The sequence below is a fragment of the Kitasatospora sp. NPDC058218 genome (genome assembly GCF_042882445.1).
Classification (GTDB): Bacteria; Actinomycetota; Actinomycetes; order Streptomycetales; family Streptomycetaceae; genus Kitasatospora.
Genome location: NZ_JBHVWC010000089.1, coordinates 1 through 16,191, shown reverse-complemented (window position 1 = coordinate 16,191; position 16,191 = coordinate 1). Strand labels below are relative to the sequence as shown.

The following is a 16,191-nucleotide window of genomic DNA, read 5'->3' as shown; positions in this document are numbered from 1 at the left end:
GACTATGCGTCCGAACCCTCCGAACTGCCGTCAAATCGTGTGATCTGTACCGGAATCCGGCCCGAACCGGCAGGCGGCCGGCCGACGGGGCGGCGGTTCACGCCAGTTGCTGGTTCAGCTCCTCCAGCGCGCCCGCCACGATCGTCCGCATCGCCTGCTCGGCGTGCTCGGCATCCCCCGCGCAGATCGCCTCGGCGACCTCGCGGTGCAGCCGGATCGCGTACGACTCCGGCTGATGGGGCATCAGATGGTACTCGGTCCGGCCGGTCAGCACCGCCCCCACGGTGTCGCCGAGGTGGGCGAACATCTCGTTGCGGGAGGCGCGCAGGACGGTGGCGTGGAAGGCGATGTCGTGCCGCAGGAAGGTCTCCAGGTCGGCGGCGCGCGCCGTCATCGTCAACTCCACGGCCAGTGAGCTGAGTTCCCGGCGCTCGTCGTCGGTGGCGTGCACTGCGGCGAGCGCCGCCGCGGCCGGCTCGACGGCGACCCGCAGCGACCCGAGCGAGCGCAGCTGGGCCGGGCGGTCGCTGCCCGCCAGCCGCCACCGGATCACCAGCGGGTCGAAGACGTCCCAGCTCGACCTCGGCTGCACGGTGATGCCGACCCGTCGCCGGGAGGCCACCAGGCGCATCCCCTCCAGGATCCGCACCGCCTCGCGGACCACCGTCCGCGAGACCCCGAAGCGCTCCTCCAGCTCCTCGCTGCGCAGCACCGCGCCCTCGGGGATCTCCCCGGCGGCGATGGCCGGTCCGAGCTCGGCAAGCAGTCGGCCGGGCAGCCCCTGGATCTCCATCCGCCCAGCCTAGGGCCTGTCGCCGGACTCCGACCCGCGGGGCGCCCGACGGCGGGGCCCGGACGCCGCGCCGCGCCCCCGGGCGGAGGCCCCGCGGTTCGGGTCGGCCGCCCGGCGTGGTCCTGCACACGCTCAAAAGTATGACGATTTGGTTTCTGGTACTTGAATACGTCATATCTTTGGAGCGATAGTGGCGGCCAGGCAACGAAGGAGCAGCACCGATGGCTCTCAGCGTCGAGAACCACGACACCCCCGCACCCACCACCCCCGGCCCCCTGACGGTCGTCGTGATGGGTGTCTCCGGTGTCGGCAAGACCACCGTGGCCCGCCTGTTGGCCGACCGCCTCGACCTCCCCTACGCCGAGGCGGACGACTTCCACCCGCCGGCCAACATCGCCAAGATGTCGGCCGGCAACCCGCTGGACGACGCGGACCGCGCGCCCTGGCTGCGCGCCCTCGGCGCCTGGCTGGGGGAGCGGGCGCAGGCCGGCACCGGTGGCGTGGTCACCTGCTCGGCGCTGAAGCACCACTACCGCGACACCCTGCGCGCGGCCTGCCCGGGCGCCTTCTTCCTGCACCTCAGCGGGCGGCACGAGCTGGTCGGCGATCGGCTCGCCCACCGCACCGGCCACTTCATGCCGCCGTCGCTGCTCGACTCGCAGTACGCCGCCCTGGAACCTCTCGGGGCGGACGAGCGCGGCGCCGTCCTGGACGTCGGACCGACCCCCGAAGAACTCGTCGAGATGGCCGTGGCACTGCTGCGGCCCGTCAATGGAGACCTCGCGTGACCCCCACTCTGCTCGCGGCGGCCGCCCCACCGGCCCTGCCGCACACCGACAGCGACACCCAGCTGCTGCTCGCGGTGCTGCTCAGCATCGGCGCCATCGTGGTGCTGATCACCAAGCTGAAGCTGCACCCGTTCCTCGCCCTGACCCTCGGGTCGGGCCTGCTGGCCGCCGTCGCGGGCGCCCCCTTCGACAAGCTGCTGGGGAGCTTCTCCACGGGCTTCGGCGCGACCGTCGCGGGCGTCGGCCTGCTGATCGGGCTGGGCGCGATGCTCGGCAAACTCCTCGCCGACTCCGGCGGGGCGAACATCATCGCGGACACCGTGCTCTCCCGCTCCGGGCCCAGGGCCCTGCCCTGGGCGATGGCGCTGATCGCGGCCGTGCTCGGCCTGCCGCTGTTCTTCGAGGTCGGGGTCGTCCTGCTGATCCCGATCGTGCTGCTGGTGGCCCGCCGCGGCAACGTCCCGCTGATGCGGATCGGCATCCCCGCGCTGGCCGGGCTCTCGGTGCTGCACGGGCTCGTCCCGCCGCACCCGGGCCCGCTGGTGGCGGTGGACGCACTGAAGGCGGATCTCGGGATCACCCTGGCGCTCGGTCTGCTGATCGCCGTGCCGACGCTGATCATCGCCGGCCCGCTGTTCGCCCGCGTCGCCGAGCGCTGGGTCGGCCCGCTGGAGATCCCGCAGGCCACCGCACCCGTGGAGACGGAGAAGCGCGAGCACACCCCGAGCTTCGGCGCGGTCCTCGCCACCATCCTGCTGCCCGTCGTCCTGATGCTCGGCAAGGCGCTGGCCGACGTCGTCATCGACGACCCGAAGGCGCTGCCGCAGCGGGTGTTCGACTTCATCGGCTCGCCGCTGATCGCCCTGCTCGCCGCCACCCTGCTCGGCATGCTGACGCTCGGTCGGGCGGCCGGCTTCTCCAAGGACCGGATCTCGGAAACCGTCGGGAAGTCGCTCGGTCCGATCGCGGGCATCGTCTTCATCGTCGGCGCGGGCGGCGGCTTCAAGCAGACGCTGATCGACGTCGGCGTGGGCAACGCCGTCAGCGAGTGGTCCGGCAAGTGGCACATCTCGGCGCTGCTGCTCGGCTGGCTGATCGCCGTCCTGATCCGGCTGGCCACCGGGTCCGCCACGGTCGCCACCATCACCGCCGCCGGCATCGTCGCCCCGCTGGCCGCCGACATGTCGTCCACCCACGCGGCCCTGCTGGTGCTGGCCATCGGTGCCGGTTCGCTCTTCTTCTCGCACGTCAACGACGCCGGCTTCTGGCTGGTGAAGGAGTACTTCGGGATGAGTGTCGGCCAGACCCTCAAGTCCTGGTCGGTGATGGAGACCGTGATCTCGGTGGTCGCCATCGCCCTGATCATGCCGCTCAGCCTGATCATCTGACCGCGACCTCGCGCCTGGGAGGGCGGTACCCGTGTCCCACGGGTACCGCCCTTCGGTGCTGCCCGGCCGGCGTTGCCCGGCCGGTGCTGCCCGGCCCGCGTTGCCCGGCCGGTGCTGCCCGGTCGGTGGTGCGCCGACGGCGCTGCCCGGTCCGCTCGGCCGGGCCGGGGCGCGCGCCCGACAGCCCGCCCCGCGCTCGTGTGCCCGCCCCGGCAGCCCGCTCTCCGCGGCGCCCGCCGCACCCGCACGCAGGCATGCCGAAGGGCGGGCACCCCCAGCCCGGGGTGCCCGCCCTTCGAGTCCCTGCCGGCCCTACTTGGCCGCGCGCTTCGCGAGGAACGCCTCGACGTCGGAGCGGATCTCCGGGGTGTCCAGGCCGCGGACGGTCATGGTGGTGCGGCGGCGCAGCACGTCGTCGGTGGTGTACGCCCACTCGCTGTCGGCGGCGTAGGCGACCTGCGCCCAGACGTCCGGACCGTCCTCGTGGATCGGCCGGCCGAGCTCCGGGTTCTCGTCGATCATGCGGGCGATCTCGAAGGAGAGCGTGCCGTAGTGGCTGGCCAGGTGCTTGGCGACCAGCGGCTCCATCCGCGAGCCGGGCTCACGGTCGATCAGCAGGCGGTGCGCGACGGCGTTCGGCGCGCCGACGCCGGGCAGCGGGACGGTCCGGGCGATGGTCGACATGTCCTCGCCGAGGGTGGTGCCGGGCACGTGGGCCAGCTTCTCCAGCACGGTCCGGCCGATGTGCCGGTAGGTGGTCCACTTGCCGCCGGCGACCGACAGCATGCCGCCCTTGCCCTCGGTGACGACCGTCTCGCGCTTGGCGGCGGCGGTGTCGCCGGGGCCGCCGGGCAGCACCCGCAGGCCGGCGAAGGCGTAGGTGATCAGGTCGCGGTCGAGGTGCTCGTCGCGGATGGCGTGCGCGGCCTCGCCCATGATCTGGTCGATGTCCGCCTCGGTGGCCCGGACGTCCTGCGGGTCGCCGGTGTACTCCTCGTCGGTGGTGCCGAGCAGGACGTGGTCCTCCCACGGGATGGCGAAGGAGACGCGGTACTTGTCGATCGGGATGGTCAGCGCGGCGCGCCACGGGGCACGGCGCTTGACCACGACGTGCGCGCCCTTGGAGAGGCGGATCGACGGCGCGGCGCCGGCGTCCTCCATCGTGCGCAGGTGGTCGACCCACGGGCCGGTGGCGTTGAGCACCAGGCGGGCGTCGACGCCGAACTCGGTGCCGTCCAGGCGGTCCTTGAGGTCGGCACCGGTGACCCGGCCGCCGGTGAAGCGCAGGCCGGTGACCTCGGCGTGGTTGAGCACCACGGCGCCGGCGTCGACGGCGGCGCGCACCGTCATCACGGCGACGCGCGAGTCGTTCATCTGGTGGTCGCCGTAGACGGCCACCGAGCGCAGGCCCTCGGTGCGCAGCGCGGGCACCTGCTGGGCGGCGTGCGCGGCGGTGGAGACCCGGCCCATGCCGTCGCGGAAGGCGGAGAGCGCCGAGTACAGGAAGACACCGGCGCCGAGCTTGGGCGCGCTGTGCGGGCCGCCCTTGTAGACCGGCACGAAGAAGGTCAGCGGGTTGACCAGGTGCGGGGCGACGTCGGTGGCGAGCGCGCGGCGCTCCTTGTGGTTCTCGGCGACCAGCTTGACCGCGCCGGTCTGCAGGTAGCGCAGGCCGCCGTGGACGAGCTTCGAGGAGGCGCTGGAGGTGGCTCCGGCGAAGTCGCCGGCATCGACCATGGCGACCTTCAGACCCGCCTGGGAGGCGGTCCAGGCAACGGCCGTGCCGAGGATGCCGCCCCCGATCACCAGCAGGTCGTAGGTGGCCTTGCCCAGCAGCTCGCGGGTCTCGGCACGGGAGGCGGTGCGGCCGGCGAAGCGCTCGGCGCCCAGGGTCGGGATGGTTGCCATGGTGTGTGTACGGCGGCGCGGGTCGGGCGGCGCCGTTACTCCTCTCGGTGTGCGGTGCGGCCCCTGCTGAGAGGCCGGTTCGGCCCGGTGCGGCGGGCCGGTGAAACGGGAGCGGGCCGGTCGGGGCCCGGGGGCCCCGACCGGCTGCGCGGTCAGATCTGCTCGTCCTCCTCCACCCAGCCCATGGTGCGCTCGACGGCCTTGAGCCACTTCTTGTACTCGCGCTCCCGGGTGGCCTCGTCCATGCGCGGCGTCCACTCGGCGGCGCGGTGCCAGTTGGCCCGCAGGGTGTCCAGGTCGCTCCAGAAGCCGACGGCCAGGCCGGCCGCGTAGGCGGCGCCCAGCGCGGTGGTCTCGGCCACGTACGGGCGCTCGACCGGAGCGTCCAGCACGTCGGCGATGTTCTGCATGAGCAGGTTGTTGCTGGTCATGCCGCCGTCGACCTTGAGCGCGGTGAGCTCGACGCCGGAGTCCTTCTGCATGGCGTCGACGACCTCGCGGGTCTGCCAGGCGGTGGCCTCCAGCACGGCCCGGGCCAGGTGGCCCTTGGTGACGTACCGGGTCAGACCGGCGATCACACCGCGGGCGTCGGAGCGCCAGTACGGGGCGAACAGGCCGGAGAAGGCCGGGACGAAGTAGGCGCCGCCGTTGTCCTCGACGGTGTTGGCGAGGGTCTCGATCTCGGCGGCGGTGGAGATGATGCCGAGCTGGTCGCGCAGCCACTGGACGAGCGAGCCGGTGACGGCGATCGAGCCCTCCAGCGCGTACACCGGCTTCTGGTCGCCGATCCGGTAGCCGACGGTGGTCAGCAGCCCGTGGTACGAGTTGACGACGTCCTCGCCGGTGTTCAGCAGCAGGAAGGTCCCGGTGCCGTAGGTCGACTTGGCCTCGCCCTTGTCGAAGCAGGTCTGGCCGAACAGCGCGGCCTGCTGGTCGCCGAGGGCGGCGGCGACCGGCACGCCCGCCAGGTCGCCGACGGCCTCGCCGTAGACCTCGGCGGAGGAGCGGATCTCCGGCAGGACGGCCATCGGCACGCCCATCGACTCGGCGATCTTGTCGTCCCACTGCAGCGAGTGCAGGTTCATCAGCATGGTGCGGCTGGCGTTGGTGACGTCGGTGACGTGCTTGCCGCCGTTGACACCACCGGTGAGGTTCCAGATCACCCAGGTGTCCATGGTGCCGAACAGGATGTCGCCGGCTTCGGCGCGCTCGCGCAGGCCGTCGACGTTGTCCAGCAGCCAGCGGATCTTCGGGCCGGCGAAGTAGCTGGCCAGCGGGAGGCCGGTCTCGCGGCGGAAGCGGTCCTGGCCGACGTTGCGGCCCAGCTCGCGGCAGAGCCCCTCGGTGCGGGTGTCCTGCCACACCAGGGCGTTGTGCACCGGCTCGCCGGTGTTCTTGTCCCACAGGACGGTGGTCTCGCGCTGGTTGGTGATACCGATCGCGCGGATGTCGTCCTTGGTCAGACCGGCCTTCTCCAGCGCGCCGCGGACCACCGACTGCACCCGGGTCCAGATCTCGGCGGCGTCGTGCTCGACGTAGCCGGGCTGGGGGAAGATCTGCCGGTGCTCCTGCTGGTCGACGGCGACGATCCGGCCGTCCTCGCCGAAGATGATGCAGCGGCTGGAGGTGGTGCCCTGGTCGATCGCGGCGATGTAGTTGCCAGTGCCAGTGGAGGTCATGAGGGTCCTCGGCTCAAGAAGGGGGATTCGGGGTGGGTGGGCCTGACTCACTGGTCAGTCCCCGTGCTCGGGTGGGGTGGAAACCCGAGGAGCGTCAGAACGCGACGTGGTACAGGCCGCCGGCCAGCAGGCCGCCGATGACCGGGCCGGCCACCGGGATCCAGGCGTAGGACCAGTCGGAGCCGCCCTTGTTCGGGATCGGCAGCAGCGAGTGCACGATGCGCGGGCCCAGGTCGCGGACCGGGTTGATCGCGTAGCCGGTCGGGCCACCCAGCGAGAGGCCGATGCCCACGACGGTGAAGGCGACGATCAGGATGCCCATGCCGGAGAGGCCGAGGCCCTTGTTGAGGCCCTGGGTGAGGATGCCGAGGCAGAGCACCATGGTGCCGATGATCTCGGTGAGCAGGTTCTGGACCGGGTTCCGGATCTCGGGACCGGTCGAGAAGATGCCCAGGGTCGCCTCCTTGTTGGCCTGGAACTGGCCGAGGTAGGTGACCCAGACGAGGACGGCGCCGATCATCGCGCCGAGCAGCTGGGAGCCGAGGTAGACCGGGACCTTGCTCCAGTCGCCGCTGTCGACGGCGAGGGCGAGGGTGACGGCGGGGTTCAGGTGCGCGCCCGACTTGGGGGCCGACATGTAGGCGGCGATCATCACCGCGAAGCCCCAGCCGAAGGTGATCGCCAGCCAGCCGGCGTTGAGGGCCTTCGACTTCTTGAGCGTCACGGCGGCGCAGACGCCACCGCCGAGAAGTATCAGCGCGGCGGTGCCGAGGGTTTCGCCGACGAAGATGTCGCCGTTGGAGAACGCGGACACAAAGACTCCCTTGTCCATATGGCCCGGAGGTGCGGGTGGGGGCGGGCGGCCGAGCGATCGCTGTGCGGGTGAGCGCTTGGTGGGAGTGATCTGCTCGGCCATCGTTCGACAATGTCGACCGTCATGCGGAAGCTTCCTCCCCAGGTCGCCTTCACGTCAAGGCCGGGTTACGCAGCTGTGACCCTTCACTCGAAGTTACCAATCGACTAACTACAAATACGGACAAAACGCTAAGGCGCGGACAGGCATCCCGCCTGTCCGCGCCTCAGCGTGAACGTCAGATGTCCGCGGCCGGGGCCGCCCGCGCCGGGGTCAGAACCGCCCGGCGCCCAGATCCCGGGAGATCGCCCGGGCGGCGCTGCGCACCGAGGCGACCAGCGAGGGCTTCACGAAGCCGTCCTCGCAGACCCGCTCCACCGCGCCGCTGATGCAGACCGCGCCGACCGGGTTGCGCCGCCGGTCCTGGATCAGCGCGCCGATCGAGGCCACCCCCTCCCAGGTCTCCTCGATCGAGTCGGTCCAGCCGCGCTCGCGGGTCAGCGCCGCCTCGGCGTCCACGTCCGCCAGGTCGGTCAGCGTCCGCGCGGTGTAGGCCTCCAGCGGCCCCTCGCCCAGCTCGCCGCGCGCCACCGGGTCGTACGCCAGCAGCACCTTGCCGAGGGCGGTGCTGTGCAGCGGCTGCATCGAGCCGACCTCCAGCACTTGCCGGGTGTCGTCCGGCCGGAAGACGTGATGCACGATCAGCACGCCCCGCTGGTGGAGCACCCCCAGATAAACGGTCTCGCCGGACGCCCTGGCCAGGTCGTCCGCCCAGACCAGGGCCCGGGCGCGCAGCTCGTGCACGTCCAGGTAGCTCTGGCCCAGCCGCAGCAGCTCCGCGCCCAGCTGGTACTTGCCGCTCTCCGGGTCCTGCTCGACGAACCCCTCCTGTTGGAGGGTGCGCAGGATGCCGTGCGCGGTGCCCTTGGCGAGGTCCAGCGCCGTCGCGACCTCCGACAGGCCCAGGCGGCGCTCGCCGCCGGCCAGCAGGCGCATGATCGCGGCGGCCCGGGAGAGCGACTGGATCGGGCCGGGCATTCGGTACCTCCGCGCTGACAGGCGGTCGACAATGTCGACCGCAGTGGTAACGGGACGAGTCTGCCAGGCCGCGACCGGTCCGTGCACCTTCCCCCTCGGTAACGACGCTCCGGCGAGGTCAGCGCCGCACGCGCGCCACCTCGGCGGCCAGCGCCGAGATCTCCCGCGGGCCCACCCGGCAGCAGCCGCCCACCAGGCGGGCGCCGTCGGCCAGCCAGCCGGTCACCCCGGCCCCGCCGCCGTCGGGAGCGGCCCCGGTCGCGCCGAACGTCGACCCGCCGCGCCAGGCGCGGGCCCCGGCGTCCCAGTCCTCGCCGCTGTTCGGGTAGACGACCACCGCCTTGCCGGTCACCCGGGCCGCGATCGCCACCGCCCGGTCGGCGTCCTGCGGCGTGCAGCAGTTCACCCCCACGGCGACCACCTCGTCGGCGTCCGCCGCCAGGGCGAAGGCCTCCACCAGCGGCTGCCCGGCCCTGGTCCGGTCGCCCGCCACGCTGAACGACAGCCAGGCCGGCACGCCCAGCCCGCGGACGGCCCGCAGCAGCACCCGCGCCTCGTCCGCGTCGGGCACCGTCTCCAGCGCCAGCACGTCCGGTCCGGCCGCCGCCAGCACCTCCAGCCGCGGCCGGTGGAACGCCTCCAGCTCGGCCGGCGTCAGCCCGTACCGGCCCCGGTACTCCGACCCGTCCGCCAGTGCGGCGCCGTACGGACCCACCGAGGCGGCCACCCGGAGCGGCCGCTCCGCCCCCACCTGCGCCGCGGCGCGGCGTGCCAGCTCCACGCTGAGCGCCAGCAGCCGCTCGGCCTCCGCACGGCCCAGCCCGCGCCGGGCGAACCCCTCGAAGCTCGCCTGGTAGCTCGCGGTGATCGCGACGTCCGCCCCGGCCTCGAAGTACGCCCGGTGCGCGGCGACCACCGCCTCCGGGGCGTCCGCCAGAAGCCGGGCCGACCAGAGCGCGTCCGACAGGTCGTGTCCGGCCGCCGCCAGCTGGTTGGACAGCCCGCCGTCCAGGACGAGCGGACCGGCGGCCAGTGCGGCGGCGAAGTCCGGCGGGGCGGTGGCGGGCATGACGGCCTCCTCGGGCGAAGCTCCTGGTCACAGAGTAGAAGACGCGCCGCCCCCGGCCGACGGGAAAATCATTTGCCGCCGGGCCGGCGGATCGTTACGTTGTGCTCACCCCGAGAACGACGGCCCGGTGGCGAGGGCCCCGACAGCGACCGTCCGCCCGACGCGGCCCGACGGACCCCGCCCGACAGACCCGGTCCGACGAGCCGGTCCGACGCAGCCCAGCGGAGAGGAGCCCGCCATGGCCGTGGAACAGCCCCCCGCCCACGAGAGCGCCTGGCTCGCCGCCTACGACCCGCGCGCCTACACCCCGGTCGCCGTCACCGTCGACGTCGTCGCCCTGACGCTGCGCCACGGCAGCCTGCACGTGCTGCTGGTCGAGCGCGCCGCCCCGCCCTACCAGGGGTACTGGGCGCTGCCCGGCGGCTTCCTGCGCGCCGGCGAGGAAGGCCTCGACGAAGCCGCCGCCCGCGAGCTCGCCGAGGAGACCGGCCTGGTCGGAACGGCCGACGCCGAGACCGCCCTCCGCCGCATCCACCTCGAACAGCTCGGCACCTACGGCGCCCCCGCCCGCGACCCGCGGATGCACGTGGTCTCCGTCGCCTACCTCGCCTTCGCCCCCGACCTGCCCGACCCGCAGGCCGGCTCGGACGCGGCCACCGCCGCCTGGCACGCCGTCGCCGACCTCGACCTCCGGCCGTCCACCGGCCGGTCCCCAGCCGCCGGTGTGCCCGCCGACACCCACGGGGGTGGCGTCGGCGGGCACACCGGCCACCGCCCCGGGGCCGTCGGGCCCGCCGGCACCACCCTCGCCTTCGACCACGCCCGCATCGTCGCCGACGGCCTCGACCGCGCCCGCGCCAAGATCGAGTACAGCCCGCTGGCCACCGCCTTCCTCCAGCACGACTTCACCATCCCCGAGCTGCGCGCCGTCTACGAGGCCGTCTGGGCCGAGAAGCTCCACCCCGGCAACTTCCACCGCAAGGTGCTCTCCGTCCCCGGCTTCGTCGAGAGCACCGGCACCACCACCGAGCGCGGCGGAGCCCGCGGCGGCCCCCGGGCCCGCAACTACCACGCCGGCGACGCCCAACTCCTGCACCCCGCCCTGCTCCGGCCCACCCGGGAGGACGAGATCCGCTGACCGGCGCCACCGGTCGCACCCGCGCACTACCATCCGGCCATGACGACTCAAGAGGTGAGCAGGACGAGCAACCGGCCGAACTCCCACTGCCACTGGTGCGGCACGCCCTACCCGCCCGGGACGACGGCCTGGCCCCGGACCTGCCCCGGCTGCGCCGAGATCAGCTACCGCAACCCGCTGCCCGTCGTCGTCACCCTCCTCCCGGTCACCCAGGAGAGCGGCGCGCCCAGCCTGGTGGTCATCCGCCGCACCATCGAGCCCGGCTACGGCCAACTCGCCCTCCCCGGCGGCTACATCGACTACGGCGAGAGCTGGCAGCAGGCCTGCGTCCGCGAACTGCGCGAGGAGACCGGCATCCTGGCCGAGGCCGGCGACGTCACCCTGGTCGCCACCGACTCCGACACCGGTGGCGGTTTCCTCTGCCTCTTCGGCCTGCTCCCCGCCCGCCCGCTCGCCGAGCTCCCGCCCTCGAAGCCCACCGAGGAGACCGACGGCTGGCAGCTCGGCGACCCGGCGACGCAGCTCGTCTTCTCCTTCCACACCCGGGTCTCCCAGGCCTGGTTCAACGGCGAGTACGCCCACCTCTGACCGGCCCCCCGGTACGGGGCTGACCAGGCCCGCACGGCCGGAGCAGACCCTGGCGCACCGCGCGATCACATGGCAGGGTCTGCACCGACAGCCCCAACCGGACGGGCCCTGCCACGAGCACCCCCGTCCCATCCACCGGCCGGGAGACCACCACCGTGAGCACCCCACCCCAGGATCAGCCGCTCTGGCGCCCCAACCCCGCTCGCGCCGCCGCGACCAGCCTCGTGGCCTTCCAGGCCTGGGCCGCCGAGCACCACGGCGCACCGGCCGCACCGCTCGCCCCCGCCGACAGCGACGAGCAGGCCGCCCGGCGCTACGCCGACCTGCACGGCTGGTCCACCGAGGACCTCGACCGCTTCTGGACGGCCGTCACCCAGTGGTTCGACGTCCGCTTCACCGAGGCCCCCGACGCCGTCCTCGCCGAGGCGGCCATGCCCGGTGCCCGCTGGTTCCCCGGCGCCCGCCTCAACTACGCCGAGCACGCCCTGCGCGCCGCCGAGGACGAGGCCAACGCCGACAAGCCGGCCATCCTCCACCTCGACGAGACCACCGAGCAGCCGGTCGCCCTCAGCTGGTCCGAGCTCCGCCGCCAGGTCGGCTCGCTCGCCGCCGCCCTGCGCGCCCGCGGCATCGGCCCCGGCGACCGCGTCAGCGCCTACCTGCCCAACATCCCGCAGGCCGCCGTCGCCCTCCTCGCCTCCGCCGCCGTCGGCGCCGTCTGGACCAGCTGCGCCCCCGACTTCGGCGCCCGCAGCGTCCTCGACCGCCTCCAGCAGATCGAACCCGCCGTCCTCTTCGCCGTCGACGGCTACCACTACGGCGGCAAGGACCACGACCGCACCGAGGTCGTCGCCGAGCTCCGCCGCGAACTCCCCTCCCTGCGCACCGTCGTCCACGTCCCCCTGCTCGGTGCGCCCGCCCCCGACGGCGCGCTGCACTGGGACGACCTGGTCGCCGACGACGTCGAGCCGGTCTTCGAGGCCGTCCCCTTCGACCACCCGCTCTGGGTCCTCTACTCCTCCGGGACGACCGGCCTGCCCAAGGCCATCGTCCAGAGCCAGGGCGGCATCCTGCTGGAGCACCTCAAGCAGGCCGGTCTCCACCTCGACCTGGGCCCCGAGGACCGCTTCCTCTGGTACACCTCCACCGGCTGGATGATGTGGAACTTCCTCCTCGCCGGCCTGCTCACCGGGTCCACGATCGTCACCTACGACGGCAGCCCCGGCCACCCGGACACCGGCGCCCTGTGGTCCGTCGCCGCCCGCACCGGCGCCACCGTCCTCGGCACCTCCGCCGCGTACGTCATCGCCAGCCGCAAGGCCGGGCTGCACCCCGGCCGCGACCTCGACCTCTCCGCCGTCCGCTGCCTCGGCACCACCGGCTCCCCGCTCCCGCCCGACGGCTTCCGCTGGATCTACGACGAGGTCAAGGAGGACGTCTGGCTCGCCTCCGTCAGCGGCGGCACCGACGTCTGCTCGTGCTTCGTCGGCGGCGTCCCGACCCTGCCGGTGTACCTCGGCGAGATCCAGGCCCCCTGCCTCGGCGCGGCCGTCGAATCCTGGGACGTCCACGGCCGCCCGCTCACCGACGCGGTCGGCGAACTCGTCGTCACCAAGCCGATCCCGTCGATGCCCACCGGCTTCTGGAACGACCCCGACGGCACCCGCTACCACGACAGCTACTTCGAGATGTACCCCGGCACCTGGCGCCACGGCGACTGGATCACCGTCACCTCGCGCGGCACCGTGGTCATCCACGGTCGCTCGGACTCGACCCTCAACCGCCAGGGCGTCCGGATGGGCTCCTCGGACATCTACGAGGTCGTCGAGCGCCTCCCCGAGATCGCCGAGTCCCTGGTCATCGGCCTGGAGGAGCCCGATGGCGGCTACTGGATGCCGCTGTTCGTCGTGCTCGCCCCCGGCGCGGCCCTCGACGACGGCCTCATCGGCCGCATCCGCACCTCGCTGCGCACCGAACTCTCCCCGCGCCACGTCCCCGACGAGGTCATCGCCGTCCGCGGCCTCCCGCACACCCTCACCGGCAAGCGGATCGAGGTCCCCGTGAAGCGACTGCTCTCCGGCACCCCGCTGGAGCAGGCCGTCAACCCCGGCTCCGTCGACAACATCGAGCACCTGCGCTTCTTCGAGCAGCTCCGCCGCGACCGCCTGGCCTGACCCCGGGCACGACGAAGGGGCGCCCCCATGACGGTGGGGGCGCCCCTTCGCGGTCCGCTGCTCCCGGCTGCGCGCCGCGAGTACTACTCGCCGGACAGCACCTGCCGGGCCGCGGCCCGCGCCTCCTCGGCACTGTCCGTGGCCCGGGCCGCCTCGGCCGCCCGGCGGCACTGCGCCAGCGTGTACTTGGCCAGCGCGGCCCGGACGTAGGGGATCGACGCCGCGCCCATGGAGAGGCTGGTGACGCCGAGACCGGTCAGGACCACGGCCAGCAGCGGGTCGGAGGCGGCCTCGCCGCAGACGCCGCAGCTCTTCCCGGTGGCCCGGGCGGCCTCGGCCGAGAACGCGATCAGGTCCAGCAACGCCGGCTGCCACGGGTCCTGCAGCCGGGCCAGCGCGCCCACCTGGCGGTCGGCGGCGAAGGCGTACTGCGCGAGGTCGTTGGTCCCCAGCGAGAGGAACTCGACCTCCTGCAGGATCGACCGGGCCCGCAGTGCGGCCGACGGGATCTCCACCATCGCACCGTACTTGGCGTTCAGCCCGGCCTGGCGACACGCGTCCGCGAAGTCCTTGGCGTCCTTGCGGTCGGCCACCATCGGGGCCATCACCTCGAGGTGCACCGGCAGCCCCTCTGCGGCCGTCGCCAGCGCCCGCAGCTGGGTCTGCATGACCTCGGGGTTCTCCAGCAGGGTGCGCAGACCGCGCACACCCAGCGCCGGGTTCGGCTCGTCGGCCGGGGTGAGGAAGTCCAGCGGCTTGTCCGCGCCCGCGTCCAGCGCCCGGACCACGACCCGGCCCTCCGGGAACGCCTCCAGCACCTTGCGGTACGCCTCGACCTGCTTCTCCTCGGTGGGAGCCTTCGCCGAGTCGTCCAGGAAGAGGAACTCGGTCCGGAACAGACCGACGCCCTCCGCCCCGGCCTCCAGCGCGGCCGGCAGGTCCGCCGGACCGCCGACGTTGGCGAGCAGCGGCACCCGGTGCCCGTCCGAGGTCTGCCCCGGGCCGGACGAGGCGGCCAGCGCGGCCTTGCGCTCGGCGGCGACCCGTCGCAGCTCGTCCTGCTTCTCCTGCGACGGCTCCAGCAGCACATCGCCGGAGCTGCCGTCCACCGCGACCACGGTGCCTTCGGCGACCTCGGTCGCCGCCGGCAGCGCCACCACGGCCGGCACGCCCAGGGCCCGGGCCAGGATGGCGCTGTGGCTGGTCGGCCCGCCCTCCTCGGTCACGAAGCCGAGCACCAGCGTCGGGTCCAGCAGCGCGGTGTCGGCCGGCGCCAGGTCGCGGGCGAACAGCACGTACGGCTCGTCGCTGTCCGGCACACCCGGCATCGGCACGCCCAGCAGCCGCGCCACGATGCGGTTGCGCACGTCGTCCAGGTCGGCGACCCGGCCGGCCAGGTACTCCCCGGCGGAGGCGAGCAGCGCGCGGTAGGCGGCGAAGGCGTCGTAGACGCCGCGCTCGGCGCTGCTGCCGACGGCGATCCGGCGGGCCACGTCGGCCATCAGCTCCGGGTCCTGCGCCATCAGCGCCTGGGCCTCCAGCACGGCCTGCGCCTCGCCACCGGCCAGGTTGCCGCGGGCGATCAGGTCCGCGGCCACCGCCTCGACGGCGGCCTGGGCGCGGGCCTGCTCACGCGGGGCGTCCTCGGTCGGGATCTGGGTGGCCGACGGCTCCAGCACCGCCGTCCCCATGTGCCGCACCTGGCCGATCGCGACCCCGTGGCTCACACCCACGCCGCGCAGCGTCTTCTCCATGTCACCTGTCTCCGCTGAGAGAAGCGGCCCCGCCGGGTACCGCTGTGTGCCTGGCCGCCCCACCGAGTCCGGCGGGGCGGGTCTGCAGTAAGAAAGAGGTCAGCTCCAGCTGAAGAGCGCGTCGCCCACGGCGACGTCCCCGTCCTCGCGAAGGTCGCCGAGCGAGTCGGGGGCGGCCTCCAGAGCGACGATCGGCGAGATCGGCGACTTGCCGGCGGCCTCGACGGCGGCCGGGTCCCACTTGATGACGGCCTGACCGCGGGTCACCGTGTCCCCCTTGTTGACGAGGAGCTCGAAGCCCTCGCCATTGAGCTGCACGGTGTCGATGCCGAGGTGCGTCAGCACGCCGTGCCCGTCCGCGTCCACGACGACGAACGCGTGCGGGTGCATGGAGACGACGACACCGTCCACCGGGGCGACGGCCTCGGTCGGCCGGCGGACCGGGTCGATCGCGGTGCCGGGGCCGACCATCGCGCCGGAGAAGACCGGGTCGGGCACGCCGGCGAGCCCGACGACCTTGCCGGTCAGCGGCGACGTCACAGTGGTCATGGTTGAGCCTCCCAAGTGCGCAGTACAGCGAGCGGCCGCGAGCAGCGGCGGGGACATCGACTGAAGCCTAAATCATGCCAACTTCGGACATCCGCTGACATTCCCGGGCGAACACTCACACCCTGCCCGCCCTCACCGGCCGGCCATCTCACCGACCGCTAGTGGTCTAGTCCTCTTGGCCGATGCGCCGCACTCTACAGGCATCTTGGTGAATCGGGACCATTGCTGTATATGCTCGCGAGAGCAACAAATCATGCCTCCGAGCGGGTGATGCTCGGCGTGCCTCGATTCGCGCTCCGGCTGGCGACCCGCTATGGTTGGCCGAGTCGCCGCAAGTCGACGGTTAACAGCAGATTTCAGATGCGAAAAGCGCCGGTAAACGGAGCGGAAAACATCTGGTAAGCTGGGAACACGAAAGAACGAAGCGCCCGGAGGGCCCGCTGGAAGGCGGTCCGAAGGAAGTGTCCGTTCC

13 protein-coding genes are annotated in these 16,191 nt (G+C 73.0%); 5 read left to right on the top strand and 8 right to left on the bottom strand.

Annotation, left to right across the window (positions count from 1 at the left end; genetic code table 11):
- Positions 1 to 97: 97 nt before the first annotated feature.
- Positions 98 to 793 carry a FadR/GntR family transcriptional regulator gene (locus tag ACFVYI_RS38370; RefSeq protein ID WP_387894230.1) on the bottom strand — a complete coding sequence of 232 codons (696 nt, stop codon included), beginning with the start codon at positions 791 to 793 and terminating at the stop codon, positions 98 to 100.
- A 221-nt stretch (positions 794 to 1,014) separates the two neighbouring features.
- Between ACFVYI_RS38370 and ACFVYI_RS38365 the strand changes: the two genes are divergently transcribed.
- Positions 1,015 to 1,581, top strand: a complete 567-nt coding sequence (locus ACFVYI_RS38365) for a gluconokinase (RefSeq protein ID WP_387894228.1) — start codon at positions 1,015 to 1,017, stop codon at positions 1,579 to 1,581.
- Positions 1,578 to 2,969 carry a GntP family permease gene (locus tag ACFVYI_RS38360; protein ID WP_387894226.1) on the top strand — a complete coding sequence of 464 codons (1,392 nt, stop codon included), beginning with the start codon at positions 1,578 to 1,580 and terminating at the stop codon, positions 2,967 to 2,969. The genes ACFVYI_RS38365 and ACFVYI_RS38360 overlap by 4 nt, the downstream gene beginning before the upstream one ends.
- A 312-nt stretch (positions 2,970 to 3,281) precedes the next feature.
- Here the strand turns inward: ACFVYI_RS38360 and ACFVYI_RS38355 are convergent, their stop codons facing one another.
- From ACFVYI_RS38355 to mmuM, 5 genes are all read right to left on the bottom strand, one after another.
- On the bottom strand, positions 3,282 to 4,877 hold the full coding sequence (locus tag ACFVYI_RS38355; RefSeq protein ID WP_387894224.1) for an FAD-dependent oxidoreductase: 1,596 nt from the start codon (positions 4,875 to 4,877) through the stop codon (positions 3,282 to 3,284).
- Between the two features lie 152 nt (positions 4,878 to 5,029).
- Complete coding sequence (gene glpK / locus ACFVYI_RS38350) at positions 5,030 to 6,556, bottom strand: glycerol kinase GlpK (RefSeq protein WP_387894222.1); 1,527 nt, start codon at positions 6,554 to 6,556, stop codon at positions 5,030 to 5,032.
- 94 nt (positions 6,557 to 6,650) lie between these two features.
- Entirely contained in the window at positions 6,651 to 7,388 is a 738-nt protein-coding gene (locus ACFVYI_RS38345) for an MIP/aquaporin family protein (RefSeq protein WP_387894253.1), read from the bottom strand.
- A 294-nt stretch (positions 7,389 to 7,682) separates the two neighbouring features.
- On the bottom strand, positions 7,683 to 8,447 hold the full coding sequence (locus tag ACFVYI_RS38340; protein ID WP_387894220.1) for an IclR family transcriptional regulator: 765 nt from the start codon (positions 8,445 to 8,447) through the stop codon (positions 7,683 to 7,685).
- A 118-nt stretch (positions 8,448 to 8,565) separates the two neighbouring features.
- Entirely contained in the window at positions 8,566 to 9,516 is a 951-nt protein-coding gene (gene mmuM, locus ACFVYI_RS38335; RefSeq protein ID WP_387894219.1) for a homocysteine S-methyltransferase, read from the bottom strand.
- Positions 9,517 to 9,754: 238 nt separating this feature from the next.
- Here mmuM and ACFVYI_RS38330 point away from each other — a divergent pair, with 238 nt between their 5' ends.
- From ACFVYI_RS38330 to ACFVYI_RS38320, 3 genes are all read left to right on the top strand, one after another.
- A complete protein-coding gene (locus tag ACFVYI_RS38330; protein ID WP_387894217.1) occupies positions 9,755 to 10,654 on the top strand; it encodes an NUDIX domain-containing protein in 900 nt (299 codons plus the stop codon).
- A gap of 39 nt (positions 10,655 to 10,693) precedes the next feature.
- A complete protein-coding gene (locus tag ACFVYI_RS38325; protein ID WP_387894215.1) occupies positions 10,694 to 11,242 on the top strand; it encodes an NUDIX domain-containing protein in 549 nt (182 codons plus the stop codon).
- Positions 11,243 to 11,397: 155 nt separating this feature from the next.
- Positions 11,398 to 13,416, top strand: coding sequence for an acetoacetate--CoA ligase (locus ACFVYI_RS38320; protein WP_387894214.1), 2,019 nt, complete (start codon positions 11,398 to 11,400; stop codon positions 13,414 to 13,416).
- Positions 13,417 to 13,499: 83 nt separating this feature from the next.
- Here ACFVYI_RS38320 and ptsP read toward each other — a convergent pair whose 3' ends face one another.
- Positions 13,500 to 15,170 carry a phosphoenolpyruvate--protein phosphotransferase gene (gene ptsP, locus ACFVYI_RS38315; RefSeq protein WP_387894212.1) on the bottom strand — a complete coding sequence of 557 codons (1,671 nt, stop codon included), beginning with the start codon at positions 15,168 to 15,170 and terminating at the stop codon, positions 13,500 to 13,502.
- A 99-nt stretch (positions 15,171 to 15,269) separates the two neighbouring features.
- Positions 15,270 to 15,719 carry a PTS glucose transporter subunit IIA gene (locus tag ACFVYI_RS38310; protein WP_387894210.1) on the bottom strand — a complete coding sequence of 150 codons (450 nt, stop codon included), beginning with the start codon at positions 15,717 to 15,719 and terminating at the stop codon, positions 15,270 to 15,272.
- Positions 15,720 to 16,191: the final 472 nt, after the last annotated feature.

Excerpts from the sequence above, each read along its gene's own strand:
- ACFVYI_RS38330 (WP_387894217.1), top strand. The coding sequence starts at position 9,755 with ATGGCCGTGGAACAGCCCCCCGCCCACGAGAGCGCCTGGCTCGCCGCC.
- ACFVYI_RS38340 (WP_387894220.1), bottom strand. The coding sequence starts at position 8,447 with ATGCCCGGCCCGATCCAGTCGCTCTCCCGGGCCGCCGCGATCATGCGC.
- ACFVYI_RS38365 (WP_387894228.1), top strand. The coding sequence starts at position 1,015 with ATGGCTCTCAGCGTCGAGAACCACGACACCCCCGCACCCACCACCCCC.
- ACFVYI_RS38325 (WP_387894215.1), top strand. The coding sequence starts at position 10,694 with ATGACGACTCAAGAGGTGAGCAGGACGAGCAACCGGCCGAACTCCCAC.
- ptsP (WP_387894212.1), bottom strand. The coding sequence starts at position 15,170 with ATGGAGAAGACGCTGCGCGGCGTGGGTGTGAGCCACGGGGTCGCGATC.
- mmuM (WP_387894219.1), bottom strand. The coding sequence starts at position 9,516 with ATGCCCGCCACCGCCCCGCCGGACTTCGCCGCCGCACTGGCCGCCGGT.
- ACFVYI_RS38355 (WP_387894224.1), bottom strand. The coding sequence starts at position 4,877 with ATGGCAACCATCCCGACCCTGGGCGCCGAGCGCTTCGCCGGCCGCACC.
- ACFVYI_RS38370 (WP_387894230.1), bottom strand. The coding sequence starts at position 793 with ATGGAGATCCAGGGGCTGCCCGGCCGACTGCTTGCCGAGCTCGGACCG.
- ACFVYI_RS38345 (WP_387894253.1), bottom strand. The coding sequence starts at position 7,388 with ATGGACAAGGGAGTCTTTGTGTCCGCGTTCTCCAACGGCGACATCTTC.
- glpK (WP_387894222.1), bottom strand. The coding sequence starts at position 6,556 with ATGACCTCCACTGGCACTGGCAACTACATCGCCGCGATCGACCAGGGC.
- ACFVYI_RS38310 (WP_387894210.1), bottom strand. The coding sequence starts at position 15,719 with ATGACCACTGTGACGTCGCCGCTGACCGGCAAGGTCGTCGGGCTCGCC.